This window comes from Lachnoanaerobaculum sp. ICM7, assembly GCF_000287675.1.
Classification (GTDB): domain Bacteria; phylum Bacillota; class Clostridia; order Lachnospirales; family Lachnospiraceae; genus Lachnoanaerobaculum.
The window spans coordinates 1-19,112 of record NZ_ALJL01000028.1 but is presented as its reverse complement, the minus strand read 5'-3'; the positions used below and the strand labels follow the sequence as shown (position 1 = coordinate 19,112).

Below are 19,112 nucleotides of genomic sequence, written 5' to 3'. Positions count from 1 at the left end.
AGGCCGGACGTCAAATCGTATATATTAAATTTCTTCTATATTGTAGCTGTTATCAGCATAAATATTTATATTCAAGCGCTTATTGTTATGCCAAAGCTTAAAGTTAAGGTTCTTCCAATCCTTTGGCATATTAGGCTCAATGATAAGTTCTCCCTTATCATCTGTCTTAACTCCCGCAAAGCCAAAAACAATTACCTGCCATACACCCCCTGCATTTGCCGCATGTATACCTTCTCTTGTGTTCTTCTGCAAATTGAGTAAATCAATAAAAGCCGCTCTCCTTAAATATCTGTATGCCTTACCTTTATCACCTGTTCTTAAACCTACTATAGAGTATATTGCAGGACTTAGTGATGATCCATGCAATGTTCTTTTTTCATAATAGTGATAATTATCTCTTATTTCTTCTGCAGTAAACTCATTCTCTAAAAGATACATAAGCATAACTACATCCGCCTGCTTTATCAGAGATGTCTTATCAATAGTAATTTCTTTTAATATCTCAGGCCTTTTTGGCCAGTCATTTTCATCATATTTTTCTATAATACAGTCCTTTAATCCAAAGTATCCCTCAAATTGCTCAAGTATATTTCTACCGGCCATTTTGGGAAGATATATCTTATCTGCAATTGACTTAAGTTCTTCGGCTTCTTCATCTGAAAACTGTGTCTTTTCAAGGACATCTTTATAAAGACTTCTGTTATCAGCTTTTAACTCATCCAGCTTTCTCTTTACATACAGCAAATTCCAACGTACCAAATAATTCGTATAAACATTATTATCCACCGGTTCATGCCATTCATCAGGACCTGTAACTTTACGAATCTCATATCTGTCTTCTTTTTCTATATACTCACAGCGACTTGCCCAAAACCTTGCAGTTTCTATAAGTATATAAATTCCTTTACTATAGAAAAATTCCAAATCTCCTGTAATTCGTGTATAATTGTAAACTCCATATGCCACTGCCGCACTCACATGATGCTCATAATCTGCCACATAACATCTGTAACAACTTCCATCAGGCTCTATAGTATACGCCGGACACTGCTCAGTTCCATCATCCGCAGATTCCCATGGATATTGCGCCCCTTTATATCCGTTTTTAAGCGCATTTTCCTTTGCAGCATCAAGCAGTCTATATCTGTAACTAACGAGATTCTTTGCAATATCAGGAAAAACATATGAAAAGAAAGGAAGCATAAAAAGCTCGGTATCCCAAAATGCATGACCACCATACTCTTCACCGGTCAATAATTTTGCCCCTATATTTATACTGTTATTTGTAGAACTACCGGTACTCATAAGGTGGAATATATTAAATCTTATTGCCTTATTAAGTTCTTCATCGCAATCAATTTTAATGTCTGCCATATCCCACAGTTTGCTATACTCTAAGCAGTGGTCTGCAATCTCTTTGTACAATCCATTTTCTATAAAGTCTGTAACTTCTTTAGTGACACATTTCTTTATTTCTTCTTTGTGTACATCATTCTCTGTGTATACTGCTATGTACTTTATAAAATTTATATTTTCTCCGGCTTTTACTTTTACATCAGCAAATTCTATACTCTTTTCTCCAAAAGAATTAAAATTTCGATTACTAAGTACAGGTTCACCTTCTTTAAAAGCTTCTATATAACTACCCACACCAATATGAAGATTTCTATCTCTTGTAGCAACTTCAATATAGTTTCCACCAAAATCACTTAACTCCTCATTCTTTAAAGTATTGGTATGTTTAACCTTAAATCTGGGAGCGTCCGCAAAGTTGATTATGGTTCCATCAGTTTCGCTCTCCACCTCTATTATTCCATCATAATTGATTGGAATAAGATTATAGATCATCCCTATTCTATGTACATTTTTTCTGCTTACAAAACGACAACCCTCTATTTTAGTCTCTCTTCCCTTGCTGTCTCTAAGGATCAGACTTTTCCACAGAATACCATTTTTTAGATCAAGCTCCCTTAAATATTCCAAGATTTCACAATCTTCTATTCCTATAAGCTCTTTTTCTATATAGAATCTAATTCCCAAAGGATTTGGCAATGTCGCAAGTTCTCTCATAAAGGTTTCGGATTTATCAAAAACTCCGTTTATATAAAAGTAAGGCAGAGAAATCTTCATTCCTTCCTCATGACTTCCTCTTATACCAAGGTAGGAATTTGACAAGGCAAATAAACTTTCAAATTTAAGATTCTCTTTCTCATTATAAAGATCTTCGGGAATAATAAACTCATCCGTACTCTTAAGTGCTTTAATTTTATCTTCAAAAATATTTATACTATCTTTTCTTTCCATTATTTTATTCCTCCGCCTGTACTTTCAACTATGTGCTTTCCTGAGAATATAAATGTAAGCACAGGAGGTATTATCATAATAATCGTAATACAAAGCATTGGTATTATCTTTGTGGAATGTACTCCCTTAAATGCCGCCAAACCAAGAGCCAGAGTATATTTATTTCTTTCCTGCAAGAATATTAAAGGACCCAGGTAATCATTCCATACCGTAATCATATTTAGCACTGCAACCAATATTAGAGAAGGCTTCAGTATAGGCATAAATACTTTCAAATATATCTGAAAAGCATTTGCCCCGTCTATTCTTGCCGCCTCCTCAAAGTCCTTAGGTACACTAAGCAAAAACTGCCTCATCAAAAATATATAATAAGCAGATCCGAACCATGCAGGTACAATAAGAGGTTTAAGTGTATTGATCCATCCGAACTTGTTAAATTCCATATATTGTGGAATCATTGTAACATCCCATGGAATCATCATTGTGGCCATAAGTATCATAAAAAGAATATCTCTGCCTTTAAACTCAAATCTCGCAAATCCATATGCAACCAATGAACAGGAAATAACCTGCCCAAGTGTTGTAAGAGCTGTAACAAGAATTGAATTAAACAAGTATGTGCCAAACGGCTGTGACTTCCATGCCTTTATAAAATTTTCAAAATGCCATTGTGATGGTAAAAACTTTGGCGGATAAGCTATAGCTTCAGCTTCTGTCTTAAATGCCGAGAAAACCATATAAATAAAAGGAGCGGTAAAATAAATCGCAAATATTATCAAAAGAAAATAGATAATAAATTTTGTTTTTTTAGATAAATGCATATCTATGCCTTCCTCCTTTTTTTGTTTTTTGAGTTTTCTGATTGATAAAATACCCAGCTTGATGAAGTTTTGAAAACAAGCATCGTTAATATCAAAATAATAACAAACATAACCCATGCATTTGCACTTGCATATCCAAGTTTATGATGTTTAAAAGCATTATTGTAGGTATATAAACCATAAAAATAGGTTGATTTCAAAGGTCCTCCACCTGTTAAAAGCATAACCAGTGTCACCTGTTGGAACGAACTTATTATTGAGGTTATCAAGTTAAATAATAGTGTCGGAGTTATAAGTGGCAATGTAATAGAGAAAAACTGCCTAAAAGAGGAGGCTCCGTCAAGCGAAGCCGCCTCATAAAGAGTTGTTGAAATCCCTTTAATATCAGTATAGAAAATAAGCATCATAGATCCTACTCCGAATGCACTTGCTATTATAACAGCCAGCATTGCATACCCCGGGTCCACAAGCCATTTCGGTCCCTTTATACCCAAAAGAGAAAGTAAATAATTTAAAATACCATAATCACTGTTAAGTATCCAACTCCATATTATAGAAACAGCTACTCCGGATATTACAGAAGGAATATAAAAAATAGTTCTGAATATCTTTGTGTGTTTTACAGGTTGAGCTATAAGCATGGCTAAAAACAAAGCTATTGCCATATTAAGCGGTACAAAAACCGCCGCATACTTTAAGCTTATAATCAGAGATTTTGAAAACTGTTTATCACTTGTAAACATCTCGATATAGTTTCCAAATCCTACAAACTCAGGTTTACCTGTCAGTGACCAATTATAAAAACTCATTATAAGAGAAAATATCAAAGGTCCAAGTGTAAATACCAAAAAGCCTATTATCCAAGGTAGAATAAATAAATATGGTGTTATTTTTTTAATTGATTTTTGCATAATTATTGTTGTGCTGCTTGTTCAAGTGTTGCTTTTACATCTTTATATGTACTTGGGTTAAACATTTCTTCAAAGCTTAGAGAAAGATTCTCAGAAACCTCAGACCAATTCTTCTGTATGAAGCTTGCAGGTGTATATCCCGCACTTTGCTTAAGCATTTCATAAAATGGTGCATATGTGCTGTCTTCCATTATTTTTTCCGACTCTATTACAGTCTCAAGAACCGGAAGTTCAAGACCTATCCTTGCCCTATTAGCTTCTTCACCTGTCCAATACTTCATAAATTCCCATGCGGCATCCTTATTCTTACTGTCTTTTGACATTGCTATACCTGAAGAACTTAATATACTTACAGATGGCTTTGAACCGAAGTTTGGAAGCTTAGTTATTCCATAGTTCATATTGTCTTCATTTAAAGAATTTATAGACCATGAACCGTATATATACATGGCAACCTGTCCTGCTCGGAATTCATCCGTACCGTTTCCTTCAGTCACAGCCGCAACCTCTTCTTTTGCCATGTCCTGGAACATCTTAAATACTTCCTGTGATTCTTGCGAGTCTATTTTACCCTTCATATCTCCTTTATCATCACAATAAGCTGTACCATTACTCCATAAATACATTTCAAAATCATATGGATCCGGCTTCATTTGGAAGGCAAATCCCTTTGCGTTTGTTTTCTCAGAAATTGTCTTAGCCGTAGTTCTTAAGTCATCCCATGTAAAATTTTCACCCGGTAAGTCAACCCCTGCCTCTTCAAATAAATCCTTATTATAGAATAAAGCATGTGTAGTAAAACCTACAGGCATACCGTAAATATTGCCTTCTATAGAATTGTAATCCCAGAGAGCCGAATAATAATTCTTCTTAAAATCCTCTCCCTCTTTCTCAATGTATGAGTCAAGTGGCTCTAATCCTTCATAGTATGCAGGATAATTCCACATATACATAATATCCGGTGCATCCTTAGAGCCCATACCGGCACTTATCTTAGTGTCAAAATCTCTTCCATAGGCCTCAAGCACTACCTCAATATCATCATGTGACTCATTAAATTTGTCTACAAGGCTTTGTTGCTTATCAATATCTTCCGCAACATCCCATGAAGCAAATCTAACCTTAACCTTACCATTCTTAGACTCACTGCTGTTACCACCTGATGCACAGGCTGATAAAACTGTACTTGCGCAAAGAAGCGCGATGCAACTCATAGCTATTTTCTTTTTCATAAACACCTCACGTAAATTTTAGTAAATTTATTATATCATTTACTAATTAAAAAGTAAATAAATACTATTTGAACCTTATTTCTTATCTGTATTTATAAGCCTTTTTTAAGCTTATTATATCATATTTTAAATAAGTAAATTTTTACTAAATCAATTGACTCAGCCCCCTATTCTATGCTAATCTTTATTTATTACAAATAAGTTTAAAACTAAAGATTTTACCATATATTATATTTTTACAGTACTTTGGAGGTTTTATGATAAGGCAAAAAAAACGTTGGGAAAACGAAGAGCTGCTGATGATGGGAAGAGAAGAAGCAAGGGCGGATTTTATGCATAGTACTACAGTTTCACGCACTGTAAGTCTTAACGGAGATTGGAAATTCTTATTTTTAGATGCTCCGGAATATTCCCCCGATGCCTTTTTTGAAACAACTTTTGATGACAGTATCTGGAACAGCACCAAAGTCCCATCTTGCTGGCAAAGACAAGGCTACGGGCACAACCACTATACTGATGTATGGTATTTGTTCCCTATTAATCCCCCCTTTGTACCGTCAAAAAATCCGACCGGAATATACAGACGAGATTTTAATATTGAAACACTAGATCCAAACAAAAAAATCATCCTAAGATTTGACGGTGTAAGCAGCGCGTACGATCTCTGGATAAATGGAAAACATGTAGGTTACAGTAAAGTAAGCAGACTTGGTAGTTCATTTGATATATCAAAATATATACGCGAGGGAATCAATCAACTTACAGTAAGAGTCTACCAATGGTCAGACGGTTCCTATCTTGAATGTCAGGATATGTGGTGGTTATCAGGTATATTCAGAGATGTATATTTACTTTTTGTACCACAAAACGGTATAAAAGATCTTCATATAATATCAGACTTTGATTCTTCAAAAAATTCGGGTTCCATTGATCTGTCTCTTTACTTTTATATAGACAAAGACCAAACAATATACGTTGAACTGCTTGATTCAAATGATAAGATTATTTTTAAGGAAAGCACTCTTTCAAGTGAAGATTCCTTTCATTTTTTCAAAGATGAACTCAAAGTCTATCCATGGAGCGCTGAATGTCCAAATCTGTATAAATTAAATTTAAAAATCACCGATAATGAAAAAATCATTGATGAAGTCTCAAGCTATATAGGTTTTAGAAGGGTCAGTATTGAAAATAATCAGATATGCATAAACGGAAAAGCCATATTATTTAATGGCGTAAATATGCATGACTTCTCACCCGAAGGCGGTTTAACTGTCGATAAAGCTATAATAGAAGAAGATATAAAAATAATGAAGTGCCACAATATCAACGCTGTTCGATGTGCTCATTATCCTAAAGCTTCCTACTTCTACAGTCTTTGTGATAAATACGGTTTATATGTAATAGATGAAGCGGATTTTGAAAATCACGGTTTTGAATGGGTTGAGAATTACAAATGGCTCAATGAAGAAAAAAGCTGGGAAAGTGCTTATGTTGACAGGGTTGAGAGAATGGTCAGGGAGCATAGAAATCATCCTTCTATAATTATGTGGTCTTTGGGAAATGAGGCATCTACCGGACCAAATGTAGATGCACAGGCAGAGTCTGTAAGAAAGCTTGATAAAAGCCGAATTGTACACTATGAAGGTGATATGAATGCCGATATTAGCGACGTTTACTCTACCATGTATACAAGGCTTGACGGCATGCTTAAGATTGCACATGGAAATGATGCTCATAATAAGCCGCATATCTTATGTGAATACGGACATAGCATGGGAGTAGGCCCGGGAAACCTTGATGAGTATCAAGAGTTATTTGAAGCATATGGCAGACTTCAGGGAGGCTTTATATGGGAATGGTATGATCAGGGACTGGCCGAAAAAGATGAAAACGGTAATACAGTTTATCTCTATGGAGGGGACTATGGCGATACCCCCAATAACAGCAATTTTTGTTTGGACGGACTTCTATCCCCTGACAGAAAGATTTCTACCGGACTAAAAAATTATAAGCAGGTAATAAGACCTTTTAAAGCAAGCATAACTGATATTAAAACAGGCGAAATAAGTGTTAAAAACAAAAATATTTTTGCAGATACTTCCTATATAAGTCTTATTTATAAAATTCATCAAAACGGAAACTGTATTTTTGAAGGTAGGATTCCAACAATTAACATAAAAGCAGGATGTGAATCAAAGCTGATTATTCCGGATATTGTATCGGCATATAATCATTTTGATAATACTGCCGACTGCTATATTGATATATCATTTATCTACAATAAGGATATGCCGTTTTGCGAAAAAGGATATGAAGTTTCATTTGATCAGCTTTTAATAAAAGCGGCATTAAAAAATGATACACAAATTTATGAAGAAAAGTCCGGAAATTCATGTTGTGAAATATTTGAAACTAATACATGTTTTGAAGTCAGAGGTAAAGGCTACTCTGTGAAATTTGATAAAGTAACAGGAGATTTGCTTAGTTTAGAAAGTGAAGGTCAAAATATATTCAATAAAGGTCCTTCCTTAAATATGATGAGAGCCGCTATAGATAATGATATGTATAAGGTTGGTGACTGGTACAACAAATATTTTATACAAAAACAGCAGGAACAATTAGAATATTTTGATGCACATGAATATAAGGGCTTTGTAAAGGTAAGTATAGGTAAACATTTCTCACCTTTGAGTATGGCATTCGGATTTAAAGCCGAATACACTTACTATATTTTCCCTGATAGAAAGATAATTATGAACCTTGATCTAAATGGCTTTAGGAAAACAAGCTTCGCCCCGGAGTTTATTCCAAGAATAGGAATAGAACTCAGGTTACCTTCAGCATTTACAAATGTAAAATGGTATGGATTAGGTCCTTATGAAAATTATCCTGATATGAAATCACATGTTAAATACGGAGTATATTCAAAAAACATAGAAGATATGAGCAATGTTTACATAAAACCTCAAGAAAACGGTCACCGTGAAGGAACAGATATTATAGAATTAAACAGCAAAGAAGATACTCTTGTTATAAACTCTTTAAAACCGATAGGTTTTGATGTCCATAACTATACTATAAAGGCTTTAGAAAAGGCAAAACATTGGAATGAACTCGAGACAATCGATGAGGTAATCTTACACATAGATGCAAAACATTCAGGACTTGGAAGTAACTCCTGCGGTGAAGAACAGACCTATAAAAACAAGGTACGTTTAAACGACTATAATTTAAATTTGACTTTTGAATTTTAATATAAAGGGTAAGATATGAAGAAAACTTTAGGTATAATAGGACTTGTAATTGTCACTATTATTTGGGGTGGTGGCTTTGTAGCAAGTGATATTGCCTTAAACGAACTAAGCCCCTTTGAAATAATGAGCTATAGATTTTTAATCGCAAGTATTTTGATGGGAATATTTGCATGGAAAAATTTAAAAACAATAAGTAAAGACGAGATCATATACGGCTCTGTTTTAGGTGTAGCATTATTTTCAGGATTTGCATTGCAAATAATAGGACTTAAATACACAACTCCTTCAAATAATGCTTTTCTCACAGCAACAAATGTAGTCATGGTCCCTTTCATCGCATATATTATAGGACGAAAAAAACTCAATAAAGCAGATATAGTCGGATCTTTTACAGCATTGATAGGTGTAGGCGTATTATCTTTACAAAGCAATTTCTCCATAGGTACCGGTGATATATTTACGCTTTTCTGTGCCATGGGTTTTGCTTTCCAAATATATCTGACAGGAATATTCGGAAAGCAAATAAGGCCTTCAATACTGAACTTTTTACAAATGTTCACGGCATTTTGCTTGTCGGTTATAGGACCCTTATTCAGTGGTAAAATTAATTTATCACTTTCAACACAGGGAATTTCTGCTATAATTTATCTTGGAGTTGTAAGTACCGCAATATGTTATTTCCTACAGACTGCTGCACAAAAATATGTGGATGAAACAAAATCAGCAATAATATTGTCAATGGAGGCGGTATTCGGAACATTATTTTCAATCATACTTTTGGGCGAAAAACTCACAATAAAAATGATAATAGGTGGAATAATGATATTATCTGCTGTTTTAATGTCCGAATTACAAATTTTCAAAGAAAAACAAGAATAAAACATACGGAGGCAACTGTATGGTAACAATAAAAGATATTGCAGATAAAGCAAGAGTCTCTCCTGCAACCGTTTCAAGAGTTTTAAACCATGATGATTCTTTAAATGTAAAAGAAACAACAAGAAAACGTATCTTCGAGATTGCAGAGGAACTGGAGTATTCCAGAAAAATAACAAAACAGGTTTCAAAAAAACTTAAAATAGGTACATTCTACTCTTATTCTCCTGAAGAAGAGCTGGAAGATCCATACTATCTTTGTATACGCCTGGCTATTGAAAAAAAGATAAAGCAGGAAGGACATAAAAAGGCGGTTTTATCTCTAAACACATCACAGGATACTGTAAACTCTTTGGATGGAGTTATATGCACAGGTACTTTTACAAAAGATATGCTAAAGACAATTGAAGGATGGAACAAACCCACTGTTTTTATAGATACATATTCCGGAACTCCACAAAGTGATACCATAACAGTCGATTACAAGGGTGCAGTACAAAACATTTTGGATGAATTTATAAATAACGGACATAGCAAAATAGGATTTATTGGAGGAGCAGCGGAAAATCCGGAGGAAAGCTCCCAAGATGATTCCAGATATGTGGAATTTTGTGACTATTTAAAAAAGAAGAGCCTCTATAATGAGAAATTTATAAAGATATGCCCTTATAAGGCCAAGTCAGGAAGAAACCTTTTTAAAGAATTATATGATGAAGGCAATCTACCGACTGCCATATTTGCCTCAAATGACTCCGTTGCAACCGGAATATACAGAGCCGCATATGAGCTTGGACTGGATATACCCAGCGATATAAGCGTCATAGGTTTTAACGATATCCCCGGAGCAAAGTACATGATTCCACCTCTTACAACTGTCAGAGTATATATGGAATTTATGGGTGAGCATGCCGTCGAGGTGCTTGAGCATAAAATCAAGGACGGTAGAACAATAGGAGTTAAAGTACTTGTACCGACAAAACTTTATGTAAGGGATAGTGTGAAAAAAATACAATAATATATTTAGGGGTGGTTTACCTATTATAATTCACCCCTCTTCTTACTCATACTATTCACTAATTCAATCTATTTATCTATATAATAATACTTATAAAAGGCATCTATACCTTTGAGCATTTATTTTCTAATATAATATTGGTTTTTTTTAAATAATTTACAATAGTTTTTCACTACTCTGACCTATATGTTTTCCAACCATGCTGTTTTCCAATCTCTTCTAATCTTTTATCAATATACTCCCTCGCTTCATGAGACAATGCAAGCATAGCCTGCTGTCTATGAGCCTTTGCTACTTTTTCCTCAGTATATTTATCCGGACTATCTTTAGTATGAATATAAGTCTTATATCCTAGAGCATCCGTAACTTCACGAAGCGGAATACCACAATTTACAGGAGCATCTATAATTTTTGCTTCTGATATAACACAATAAATAGGATATTTTTTAAGCCAATCAAATTGCTTACTCCATGTTTTTTTTCTGGCATCATTATTCGAGTTAAATGCTTTAAAATATCCTTTTCCTACAATTAAAGGGCACTCCTTGCCACTTTTATCATAAGAATGCACACAAAAGAAGGTTTCATCTCCTTCTTCTACAGTTTTTGCACTCTTTGCTCTTGCCTCTGAAAAATTTGATATATATATTTCTTTTCCATTGTCATCAAAAGCATACATATACATCGCTTCTTTTCCATCAGCTCTGTTACTGGCCGAAGCAGAGAATTTTAACAATATATTTTTTAAACTTTTATATGATACTATAGATGTTTCTCCACCCAACGCAGAATAAACCGGATCTGTCCGTCGTTCTGAAGTATTACTATCGATTTCATTATACGCCTCATTTCTATCTTCCTTAATACGTTTTGCATTTGTATCAAGGGCAGCACCATAAATCGTTGTTACAATTTTTTTCCCTCCATCAACCTTGGATATAGATTTTTTATGCTCTTGATACCTTAATTTATAATAATCTAGTATATCTTGAGTAATGCAGCCATCCTTAGTATCATTTATTTTAGCAGCTATATCATCATAGTATTTATGTAAGCTGTTAATAGTTATTTCTCTATTCAAATGTATAGACAGCTCTATATTTCTAGTCAAGCCACTCTCTGTAAAATTAGCACTTCCAACTATTGCATCATCTGAATCAAAAAGGTAAAGCTTAGTATGTAAACCAATGAGCGCATGTAACTTTACTCCAGAACTTAGCATTTTTTGTAATCCCTCAAGTGTATTAGAACCATCTAAGAAATCTTGGAGATATAGTCTTGTTATAAATGAGCAGACTATCCCTCTTTTAGCTGCATTACATAGCAATTCTGCTGTCTTTTCAGATAAAAAAGGGCTTATAATTTTTATTTCATTCTGCGCTTCTTCAAACAATGATACTATTGCATCATAATGCTTATCTGTCACCATCTCAATCATTACAATCTCTCCAAATAAAATAATCTTATCTCATTATACAAAGTATTCATAATATATGAATATACAACTTACAATTCAGTAACTTTACCAAAACTTATTTTTTTTGATTTTTATTTATATTCCTACCTCTTCAAAAATCTCATCGCCGATTTCCTTGCCTTTTCTATTTTTTCGGCATCAACATCTTCCACAGCCGATGAGCTTATCCATTTCTTTCCGAATAAAATCTGTGTAGCCTCTATCATAATACCGCAGGCATATAAATCGTCTTCTTTAGCAATTGCCAAAGCCAGACACGCCTTCGTCTTTTCCTGAAGCAATTCTTTTTTAACTCCGTGAAACGACATTTGCATAAGACTTGATGCAGACCATGCTCTGCAAAGACTGTCTTTATCTTCCGACATCCGTTTTGTCAAAATATCAATCTCATCTGAAGATCCTATCCAACCGAGAGCTATAATAACTTTTCTACGGAGCAAATCATCTCTTATTTCTATCAATGAACTCATAACAGGAATAAGTCTGTTGCAAAATTCTACGTAAAAATCTCTATGTCTTAGTTTGGAAAGAGTTTCTGCCGTAAGGTATGCGGCAAATACTTTTATACTTTCGTCTTTTTCATTATCTAAAACTTCAAACAAATACTCCAAGCCTTCTTTATCATGTTTATAAAAACTGCCTGACAGATTTAGGTTAGTACCTTCATCCCGGTCTGTGCAAATTAATTGATAATGATATTCTATTTCTTCACTTGCTCCTAAGTCTGCAATAAATTTTATTCTTTCGCTATCGGGGAAGTTTTGTCTTTTCAATTCTTCATATCTGTTTTGTAGCGCCGTCATAGTACCCTCAATTTTTATTCTCTGTTTTATTTTTAAAAAGCTGAAACGAGATATCCAAATCATCTAAAATTAATATATTTAAAATGACTTTTCATAGCCATTTTGGAGTATTTGGCTATGAAAAATAACTATAGACGAGAATAATCTCGCCATTATTCGGATTTTGGCGTAGAAAAAATGTATTTGGCGAGATTATCCACTTTTTCCTGTTCTATCATCTTATCTTTCATCATCTGTTTGATTTCACATCCCCACACCACTATAACATTAATACCCATGCTCTCAAGTTTGATGTAGTTTTGCTTATCTCTTTGAACGTTCCCCTCCAACTTGTTTTTCCAAAAATCATGATTATTCTTAGGTATGGATGCATACCTGCAATTTTCATGCATGTGCCAAAAACACCCGTTTACAAATATGGCGATCTTATATTTAGAAATATAGATATCCGGACTTCCGGGTAAACTCTTATAATTTAATCTGTATCTAAACCCCCTATGCCACAAAAGCTTCCTCAAATAAACTTCAGGTTGTGTATTCTTATTTTTAACTTTTGCCATATTTTCACTTCTGGTCATCGGCTTACTCTTCTTCATTATCTGAATCTTACCTGCAAATTAAGTTTTATAAAATCTTCTCCGTTTTCACTGTACACTTCCCCGAAATCATGTCTTGATGTGGATGCTGTTTCATATTTTGTATTACTTAACAAATATTCTTCAAAGTGATTTCTGTTGTATATATGATAAGCAAGAACATTGCCTTCCTTTGTAACTACAATATATCCACCTGTAGCCTCATCCAAACCGTCCCACACTGTAGCAGGTTTCATTCCCAATGCTACAGCTGTCAAAAACTTTTTGAACTTATATTTATAGGCATTTACATTACCGTAGTTCATAGGATTTTCCTGTTCAAGTTTTTCAACCATCTCATTGCAGTTGCTGATTCCGTCTTTATAAAAATATAAAAGAGTCTCTGCAATAATTTTATCCATATTACTGTCGATAAGCACCAGATTATCTTCAAAAATCTGATTGTTCATCTTTCGATATTCAAGAGTTCCGTTTTCTTTAATTATCTTATTTATACGTCCCCTGACATCAGTATGATTCTTACCTCCTGACACCTTGTATATTCCGTTCGCTTCTCTTATCAAGTCAGGATGATTATGTACTATCTTATAGATAAAGTTTGTAGTTTTTCCTGCATTCAACAAAGTCGGAGATGAACCCAATTCGGATTTCATTGATGAACCTATAGTAGGACTGTATACTGTATCTGCATCAATTATTTTTACCTTGATATCACTTTTATCCGTTGCAGGTGTAAAAATCTTATAACACAAAATTTTATCTATGAAATTCTGCGTACTTTCTACAGGAAATGTGCACTTTGAATCTTTGCTGTTAATCTCATTCAACAAATTTCCGTACTCCGATTCAAACTCTGTCACAGGTAATTCCTTCACTTTTGCTCCATCAATATAAATCGATATCATTTCTCCGGCGGTATACTCTTTTATTTCACCCTTGTTTTCTTCTCTGAGCACTTTAATAATAGGAAAATAAACATCCTCAAGCTTATTTAATTCATTGTCATTAGCATATATCTTTTCTTCTGCCAAAAGTCTTAAAAGGACATATACTTCAGACCATTCCCACTTATTCCCTATAAACATATTTACCTCCGTGTAAAATCCAATTGTTCAAATAACTCTTTGGCTAATAAAATAATCATGAGACTATGTATCTATAAAATTATCTGTTTATCACCATGATATTTTTTCTATGATATTTCAAATATTCTCTATTTCCATCTGTAAGCTTTATACTCATATCTTGTCTAAGATTTAGGAATACTCTATTTGTATCATCAAGCTCATCTGAAATTATAATCAAACCATTATCATCAAACGATATATACCCTCTATCAAATGCCTTATCATGGTTTGGGCAAAGTAATAATCCATTGTCAATATCCAAACGCTCATTCTCATCGCTATCTTTCCATGGTTTAATATGACTTGCAATAAGAAAATCTTTCTGTGTTACATTACATAAACAACAATGACTATACCTACACAATAACTGTTCCTTGAATACACCTTGATTAACACGTATTCTAACTACTGCTTCTTTATCTATTGGATATAAGGCATTATCTTATAAGGCGCTTACATAATGGTGACCTCCTGTATAATAGATTTACACAATAATTGTGCATAATTCTATTATAAAACAAGTGGCTCATTGTGACCGGAATGGTGGCTCACAGCAAAACGGACTGATGGCTCAATCTCACCGGACAGGTGGCTCATTGAGGCACAGATTATTCAGCTATATCAGTTCATTATAAAAATCTTAGATTTTTGTCTTGACAACTACACCACTATACCCTGCATATACTCTCTTGCCTGTGCAAAGTAGGTGTTAGCTACCTCATCATGCCTATATCCTGTATAGCCAAATGGTTGTATCCTACCTTGCATTTTATATGTATCCACTCCAAACTCATCATAGCCATATACCATCTGCCTAGTTTCCTCTGTTTCTCCAAGCTCAAGTAGCCTTATAGGACTTCCAAGCTCATCTTGCAAGTAGGTATAGGTTTTATCCTTCTCTTCCATAAAAGCAGTGTTATAATCCCATATAAAGCTCTGGCTGTGTTCTATATTCCTAAACTTCTCATTTCTTTGCAGTAGATTATGGTATGGTCTTGTTATATCAAGTAGATATTCTTCTTTACTTACTATATCAAGTTCTTGTAGACTGTCTTTAGAAATATCTTTTAAATCATCCTTGTCTACTCTATACTCATTATTTCCTATTCTATTTCCTAATCCGTCATAGATATAATTCTTTGCTTGTCCTGAAAAATCATAACTTAAACTAAGCCTATCTGTACTGTCATACTCATAAGCTCTTATAAGCTCTCCTGCACTTAATACGGACTTTAAGTTACCTCTTTTATCGTAACTATATTTTCTATTAGGAGATACTCCACTTTCTTCTACAAGCTGAGCTAAAATATAATTCTCACACCTTCAAAAAATAAGAACTCTAAAAATCTCCATATTTTAACAAGCCATAGGTTTTAGGGTTTTCAAATTCACTTGGCTTTATAGGGATATGTTCCAATAGTATATCAATTCCTGATATCCACATTCCATCATCACTTTTATATGCTTTCCACAATGCATCTTCTATAAATGGAATCAAATCACTTTTATTATAAGATGATAATAAAGAAACTGCATATTCAAATGCAGGCCAGTTGGCATCTTGTAACAATCTTATCAAAAACGGTATATATCTAATCTTCATAGAATATTTCATTTTTTCTATAATATATAGAATATTAAACCAGCAAAACTTAGATTTGTAGTTACCTAAATAAAGATAATCTTCTAAATTATTACCTTCCATTTGAAATAATAAGGCTAATTCTTCCAAATTTTCATCTGATATATTTCTATTTTCATAAATATTATATTCTTCTTTACTAATTAAATTATCAATCACTGCTGACATTACATGGTCCTCCATTATCTCTTATAGATATTGATGCTAATATTTTTGTTAAGTAGTATGGATTCTCTTTTGCTGTTTCTCTGGTGCTCATCCATATTGGTAGTTCTAAAGGATCTGTAGGAATTACTTTTACATGGTTTGGACCATCTATAATCGCTTGTAGTACACCTGTACTATTTAAAGCCTCTAAAGTTGAGTGTCACGCGTCAAAATACTTTTCCTTAGAGAAAGTTTCAAGCCTACCTGATATGTAGTAACCCTCTTCTAGGGATTGGTGAGATTCATCGGTATTACTTACCTTTATTGGTATTATTTTTTCATCAATATAGTCGTTCATAAGTACCTCTTAGTTATTTTTATTTTATTATTAGTCAAACTTCAATATTCAATTAGTAATAAGTAGATATTAGTCCTAATAAAACGCAATTTCTGGCTTTGGTCTATCAGAAATCCAATAATACTTCCCCTCTAGGCTTTTAGGAAGTTCTATCCTTTTTAGATAAAGACAATCTGCAATAGCCCATAAATCTAAATATTCCACATTTTCTGGTATTCTTATAGTTTCAAAACCACACCACCAAAAAGCAAATTGGGATACACTCTTAAGATTTATCGGCAAGCTAATACTTTTCAAACTATTACAACTTGAAAAAGCATAACTCTCAATGGTCTCCAATTTACTACCTTCTTCAAACTCAACTTTTTCTAAATTATTGCAATCAATAAAAGCTTGAGTGCAGATACAATTCACACTCTCAGGAATATATACCTCTTTGATATCCTCTGCTTTATAAAATACATTTCCAGCGATTATCCTTGTGTTTTCTCTTATCTTTATTTTATCAATTCCTTTAGTTTTATATTCTAACAATATATTTTCTGAATACTTGCAACCATACTCGTCTACCTGTAATTTTTTTAAATATTTTGTCCCCTCAAAAATATCCAATCCTACTTTTTCAATACTCGTAGGTAAGTTTATATCTTCCAGACTTTCACAATAAGCAAAAGCTGTATTTCCTATTTCTAATAAGCCCTCAGGTAACTCAATATTTTTTATTGTTTTATTTTCTCTAAATGCGTTGGCTGCAATAACTTTAGTAAATTTTTTTATCTTTACACTTTCTTTTAACAGCGTGTACTTTAATAGTATTCTTCCCCAATATATACCCCCATCTTCTTCAGTTTGTGCTTGAGTCAGAAAAGCTGTTCCCTCAAAAATATCTTCCCCAATGCTTCTGATATTTTCTGGTGCTTTGATTTCTTCTAAACTACTACAATTTTTAAATGCCCAATTCTCAATACTCTTAATACTATTTGGTAACACTAATTTTCTTAAGCTTTTGCAATCCTCAAAAGCACTTGTTTTTATTTCTGTTAGTTTCTGAGGTAAATCAATATTTTCTAATAAAGTACATCCCGAAAAAGTGTTACCTTCAATAATAATCATTTTTTCTGGTAATTTAATATTCTTTAATGATTTACAATTTAAAAAAGCTCCATTTTCTATCCTTTCTAAACTATTTGGTAAAATAATTTCTTCCAAGCTAATACAATTACAAAATGCTTTTTCTCTTATAATCTTAACTGTATCTGGCAAATTAATCACACGTAAATTCCAACATTCTCCAAAAGCATAGTTGTCAATAATAGTTACTCCTTCAGGAACATTAAACTCTGCAATATCTTCTTTTTTTTCAATAATACCACTTTGTATCTTAACTAAAATATCCCCTTTTATTATTGTTTTGCATTTCAAATTCGTAATAATAAAGTATAAAACAAAGCAAACGCAAATCAGCCCAAAAATAATATGTTTATTTTTCATCTCTACCATTTTACCTACCAGAATTAAAATATTGATTTATATTAGCAAAAGTTTTTTCCATTCCTTTACTTAAATCATCTATATTCTTTGTTTTTTTAAGTAACCCAATCCCTACTAGCAGATACCTCTCTCCATATATACTTGATTTTTTATTTATATATTCTGTATGTTCTTCAACTTTGAATTTTTGTATATTATAATTACTTCTAATTGGCTTATCACCAGGACTTACATCAAATAATGTAACTTTTACAAACGAATTTTGAACCTTATCTAATTATAAGTTCACCTCCTCTTAATACAGACTTTAAGTTACCTCTTTTATCATAACTATATTCCCTATTAGGGTATACTCCCTTTTTCTTCTTTAAATTAATCCTATGCATTATTTTATAATACTAAGAACTCTAAAAATCTCTATACTTTAATAAATCATAAGTTTCTGGATTTTTAAAATCCTGTTGTTTTATATTATCTTTTTCCATAAGTCTAGCTATTCCTGCTATCCACATTTCATCATCATCTCTATATGCAGTCCATAGTGCTTGCTCTACAAATGGTACTAAATCAGTTTTCTTATAGGACATAAGTGATGAAATAGTATATCTAAATACTGGCCAGTTTACATCTTGCAAAAACTCTATTAAAAATGGTATGTATTCTATTCTTTTAGCATAGCTCATTCTTTCTATAATATATAAAATATTAACCCATAAAAATTTAGATTTATATCTCCTTGTGTTAAAATAAGTTTCTAAATTATCATCCTCCTTTTCTAATAAAGAGGCTAATTCACATAATTTTTCATCTCTTATATATTCATTTACATAAATATTATACTCTTCTTTACTAATTAAATTATCAATCACTGCTGACATTACATGGTCCTCCATTATCTCTTATAGATATTGATGCTAATATTTTTGTTAAGTAGTATGGATTCTCTTTTGCTGTTTCTCTGGTGCTCATCCATATTGGTAGTTCTAAAGGATCTGTAGGAATTACTTTTACATGGTTTGGACCATCTATAATCGCTTGTAGTACACCTGTACTATTTA

General features: G+C 33.1%; 18 protein-coding genes. 3 read left to right on the top strand and 15 right to left on the bottom strand.

Going from position 1 to position 19,112, the window contains the following annotated elements:
• Positions 1–24: 24 nt before the first annotated feature.
• From HMPREF1140_RS09665 to HMPREF1140_RS09650, 4 genes are read right to left on the bottom strand one after another with little or no spacing between them, the layout of a single operon-like run.
• Entirely contained in the window at positions 25–2,304 is a 2,280-nt protein-coding gene (locus tag HMPREF1140_RS09665; RefSeq protein WP_009663737.1) for a glycoside hydrolase family 65 protein, read from the bottom strand.
• Positions 2,304–3,125, bottom strand: a complete 822-nt coding sequence (locus tag HMPREF1140_RS09660) for a carbohydrate ABC transporter permease (RefSeq protein WP_009663662.1) — start codon at positions 3,123–3,125, stop codon at positions 2,304–2,306. Before HMPREF1140_RS09660 ends, HMPREF1140_RS09665 begins: the two co-directional genes overlap by 1 nt.
• A gap of 2 nt (positions 3,126–3,127) precedes the next feature.
• Positions 3,128–4,036 carry a carbohydrate ABC transporter permease gene (locus tag HMPREF1140_RS09655; RefSeq protein WP_009663722.1) on the bottom strand — a complete coding sequence of 303 codons (909 nt, stop codon included), beginning with the start codon at positions 4,034–4,036 and terminating at the stop codon, positions 3,128–3,130.
• Between the two features lie 2 nt (positions 4,037–4,038).
• Positions 4,039–5,268, bottom strand: a complete 1,230-nt coding sequence (locus tag HMPREF1140_RS09650) for an ABC transporter substrate-binding protein (RefSeq protein ID WP_009663651.1) — start codon at positions 5,266–5,268, stop codon at positions 4,039–4,041.
• 257 nt (positions 5,269–5,525) lie between these two features.
• Between HMPREF1140_RS09650 and HMPREF1140_RS09645 the strand changes: the two genes are divergently transcribed.
• The 3 genes from HMPREF1140_RS09645 to HMPREF1140_RS09635 are packed head-to-tail and all read left to right on the top strand — an operon-like array spanning position 5,526 to position 10,413.
• Positions 5,526–8,522: a glycoside hydrolase family 2 TIM barrel-domain containing protein gene (locus HMPREF1140_RS09645; RefSeq protein ID WP_009663764.1), complete on the top strand. Its 2,997-nt coding sequence runs from the start codon at positions 5,526–5,528 to the stop codon at positions 8,520–8,522.
• Between the two features lie 15 nt (positions 8,523–8,537).
• Positions 8,538–9,401, top strand: a complete 864-nt coding sequence (locus tag HMPREF1140_RS09640; RefSeq protein ID WP_009663745.1) for a DMT family transporter — start codon at positions 8,538–8,540, stop codon at positions 9,399–9,401.
• Between the two features lie 19 nt (positions 9,402–9,420).
• Positions 9,421–10,413: a LacI family DNA-binding transcriptional regulator gene (locus tag HMPREF1140_RS09635; RefSeq protein WP_009663787.1), complete on the top strand. Its 993-nt coding sequence runs from the start codon at positions 9,421–9,423 to the stop codon at positions 10,411–10,413.
• Between the two features lie 172 nt (positions 10,414–10,585).
• On the opposite strand, the gene HMPREF1140_RS09630 is transcribed toward HMPREF1140_RS09635, so the two are convergent.
• The 11 genes from HMPREF1140_RS09630 to HMPREF1140_RS13645 all read right to left on the bottom strand — a co-directional run.
• Positions 10,586–11,851: a phospholipase D family protein gene (locus HMPREF1140_RS09630; protein WP_009663741.1), complete on the bottom strand. Its 1,266-nt coding sequence runs from the start codon at positions 11,849–11,851 to the stop codon at positions 10,586–10,588.
• A 122-nt stretch (positions 11,852–11,973) separates the two neighbouring features.
• The gene (locus HMPREF1140_RS09625) at positions 11,974–12,693 is read right to left on the bottom strand and encodes a HEAT repeat domain-containing protein (RefSeq protein WP_009663742.1); all 720 of its coding nucleotides are present in this window, start codon (positions 12,691–12,693) and stop codon (positions 11,974–11,976) included.
• 152 nt (positions 12,694–12,845) lie between these two features.
• Positions 12,846–13,289 carry a very short patch repair endonuclease gene (locus HMPREF1140_RS09620; protein ID WP_009663789.1) on the bottom strand — a complete coding sequence of 148 codons (444 nt, stop codon included), beginning with the start codon at positions 13,287–13,289 and terminating at the stop codon, positions 12,846–12,848.
• Positions 13,289–14,374, bottom strand: coding sequence for an HpaII family restriction endonuclease (locus tag HMPREF1140_RS09615; protein ID WP_009663736.1), 1,086 nt, complete (start codon positions 14,372–14,374; stop codon positions 13,289–13,291). Before HMPREF1140_RS09615 ends, HMPREF1140_RS09620 begins: the two co-directional genes overlap by 1 nt.
• A gap of 79 nt (positions 14,375–14,453) precedes the next feature.
• Positions 14,454–14,780: an HNH endonuclease gene (locus tag HMPREF1140_RS09610; RefSeq protein WP_083846516.1), complete on the bottom strand. Its 327-nt coding sequence runs from the start codon at positions 14,778–14,780 to the stop codon at positions 14,454–14,456.
• 296 nt (positions 14,781–15,076) lie between these two features.
• A complete protein-coding gene (locus HMPREF1140_RS09605; protein WP_009663652.1) occupies positions 15,077–15,322 on the bottom strand; it encodes a hypothetical protein in 246 nt (81 codons plus the stop codon).
• Positions 15,323–15,755: 433 nt separating this feature from the next.
• Entirely contained in the window at positions 15,756–16,226 is a 471-nt protein-coding gene (locus tag HMPREF1140_RS09600; protein ID WP_009663729.1) for a DUF5071 domain-containing protein, read from the bottom strand.
• Positions 16,227–16,425: 199 nt separating this feature from the next.
• Positions 16,426–16,563: a hypothetical protein gene (locus HMPREF1140_RS13420; protein WP_009663666.1), complete on the bottom strand. Its 138-nt coding sequence runs from the start codon at positions 16,561–16,563 to the stop codon at positions 16,426–16,428.
• Positions 16,564–16,638: 75 nt separating this feature from the next.
• Positions 16,639–18,063 carry a leucine-rich repeat domain-containing protein gene (locus tag HMPREF1140_RS09595; protein WP_035620313.1) on the bottom strand — a complete coding sequence of 475 codons (1,425 nt, stop codon included), beginning with the start codon at positions 18,061–18,063 and terminating at the stop codon, positions 16,639–16,641.
• 398 nt (positions 18,064–18,461) lie between these two features.
• Entirely contained in the window at positions 18,462–18,932 is a 471-nt protein-coding gene (locus tag HMPREF1140_RS09590; RefSeq protein ID WP_009663768.1) for a DUF5071 domain-containing protein, read from the bottom strand.
• Positions 18,916–19,112 (bottom strand): hypothetical protein (locus HMPREF1140_RS13645; protein WP_035620309.1); only part of this gene is annotated, 197 nt, incomplete at its 5' end. The genes HMPREF1140_RS13645 and HMPREF1140_RS09590, both read right to left, overlap by 17 nt.

Excerpts from the sequence above, each read along its gene's own strand:
- HMPREF1140_RS09665 (WP_009663737.1), bottom strand. The coding sequence starts at position 2,304 with ATGGAAAGAAAAGATAGTATAAATATTTTTGAAGATAAAATTAAAGCA.
- HMPREF1140_RS09660 (WP_009663662.1), bottom strand. The coding sequence starts at position 3,125 with ATGCATTTATCTAAAAAAACAAAATTTATTATCTATTTTCTTTTGATA.
- HMPREF1140_RS09655 (WP_009663722.1), bottom strand. The coding sequence starts at position 4,036 with ATGCAAAAATCAATTAAAAAAATAACACCATATTTATTTATTCTACCT.
- HMPREF1140_RS09650 (WP_009663651.1), bottom strand. The coding sequence starts at position 5,268 with ATGAAAAAGAAAATAGCTATGAGTTGCATCGCGCTTCTTTGCGCAAGT.
- HMPREF1140_RS09645 (WP_009663764.1), top strand. The coding sequence starts at position 5,526 with ATGATAAGGCAAAAAAAACGTTGGGAAAACGAAGAGCTGCTGATGATG.
- HMPREF1140_RS09640 (WP_009663745.1), top strand. The coding sequence starts at position 8,538 with ATGAAGAAAACTTTAGGTATAATAGGACTTGTAATTGTCACTATTATT.
- HMPREF1140_RS09635 (WP_009663787.1), top strand. The coding sequence starts at position 9,421 with ATGGTAACAATAAAAGATATTGCAGATAAAGCAAGAGTCTCTCCTGCA.
- HMPREF1140_RS09630 (WP_009663741.1), bottom strand. The coding sequence starts at position 11,851 with ATGATTGAGATGGTGACAGATAAGCATTATGATGCAATAGTATCATTG.
- HMPREF1140_RS09625 (WP_009663742.1), bottom strand. The coding sequence starts at position 12,693 with ATGACGGCGCTACAAAACAGATATGAAGAATTGAAAAGACAAAACTTC.
- HMPREF1140_RS09620 (WP_009663789.1), bottom strand. The coding sequence starts at position 13,289 with ATGAAGAAGAGTAAGCCGATGACCAGAAGTGAAAATATGGCAAAAGTT.
- HMPREF1140_RS09615 (WP_009663736.1), bottom strand. The coding sequence starts at position 14,374 with ATGTTTATAGGGAATAAGTGGGAATGGTCTGAAGTATATGTCCTTTTA.
- HMPREF1140_RS09605 (WP_009663652.1), bottom strand. The coding sequence starts at position 15,322 with ATGGAAGAGAAGGATAAAACCTATACCTACTTGCAAGATGAGCTTGGA.
- HMPREF1140_RS09600 (WP_009663729.1), bottom strand. The coding sequence starts at position 16,226 with ATGTCAGCAGTGATTGATAATTTAATTAGTAAAGAAGAATATAATATT.
- HMPREF1140_RS13420 (WP_009663666.1), bottom strand. The coding sequence starts at position 16,563 with ATGAACGACTATATTGATGAAAAAATAATACCAATAAAGGTAAGTAAT.
- HMPREF1140_RS09595 (WP_035620313.1), bottom strand. The coding sequence starts at position 18,063 with ATGGTAGAGATGAAAAATAAACATATTATTTTTGGGCTGATTTGCGTT.
- HMPREF1140_RS09590 (WP_009663768.1), bottom strand. The coding sequence starts at position 18,932 with ATGTCAGCAGTGATTGATAATTTAATTAGTAAAGAAGAGTATAATATT.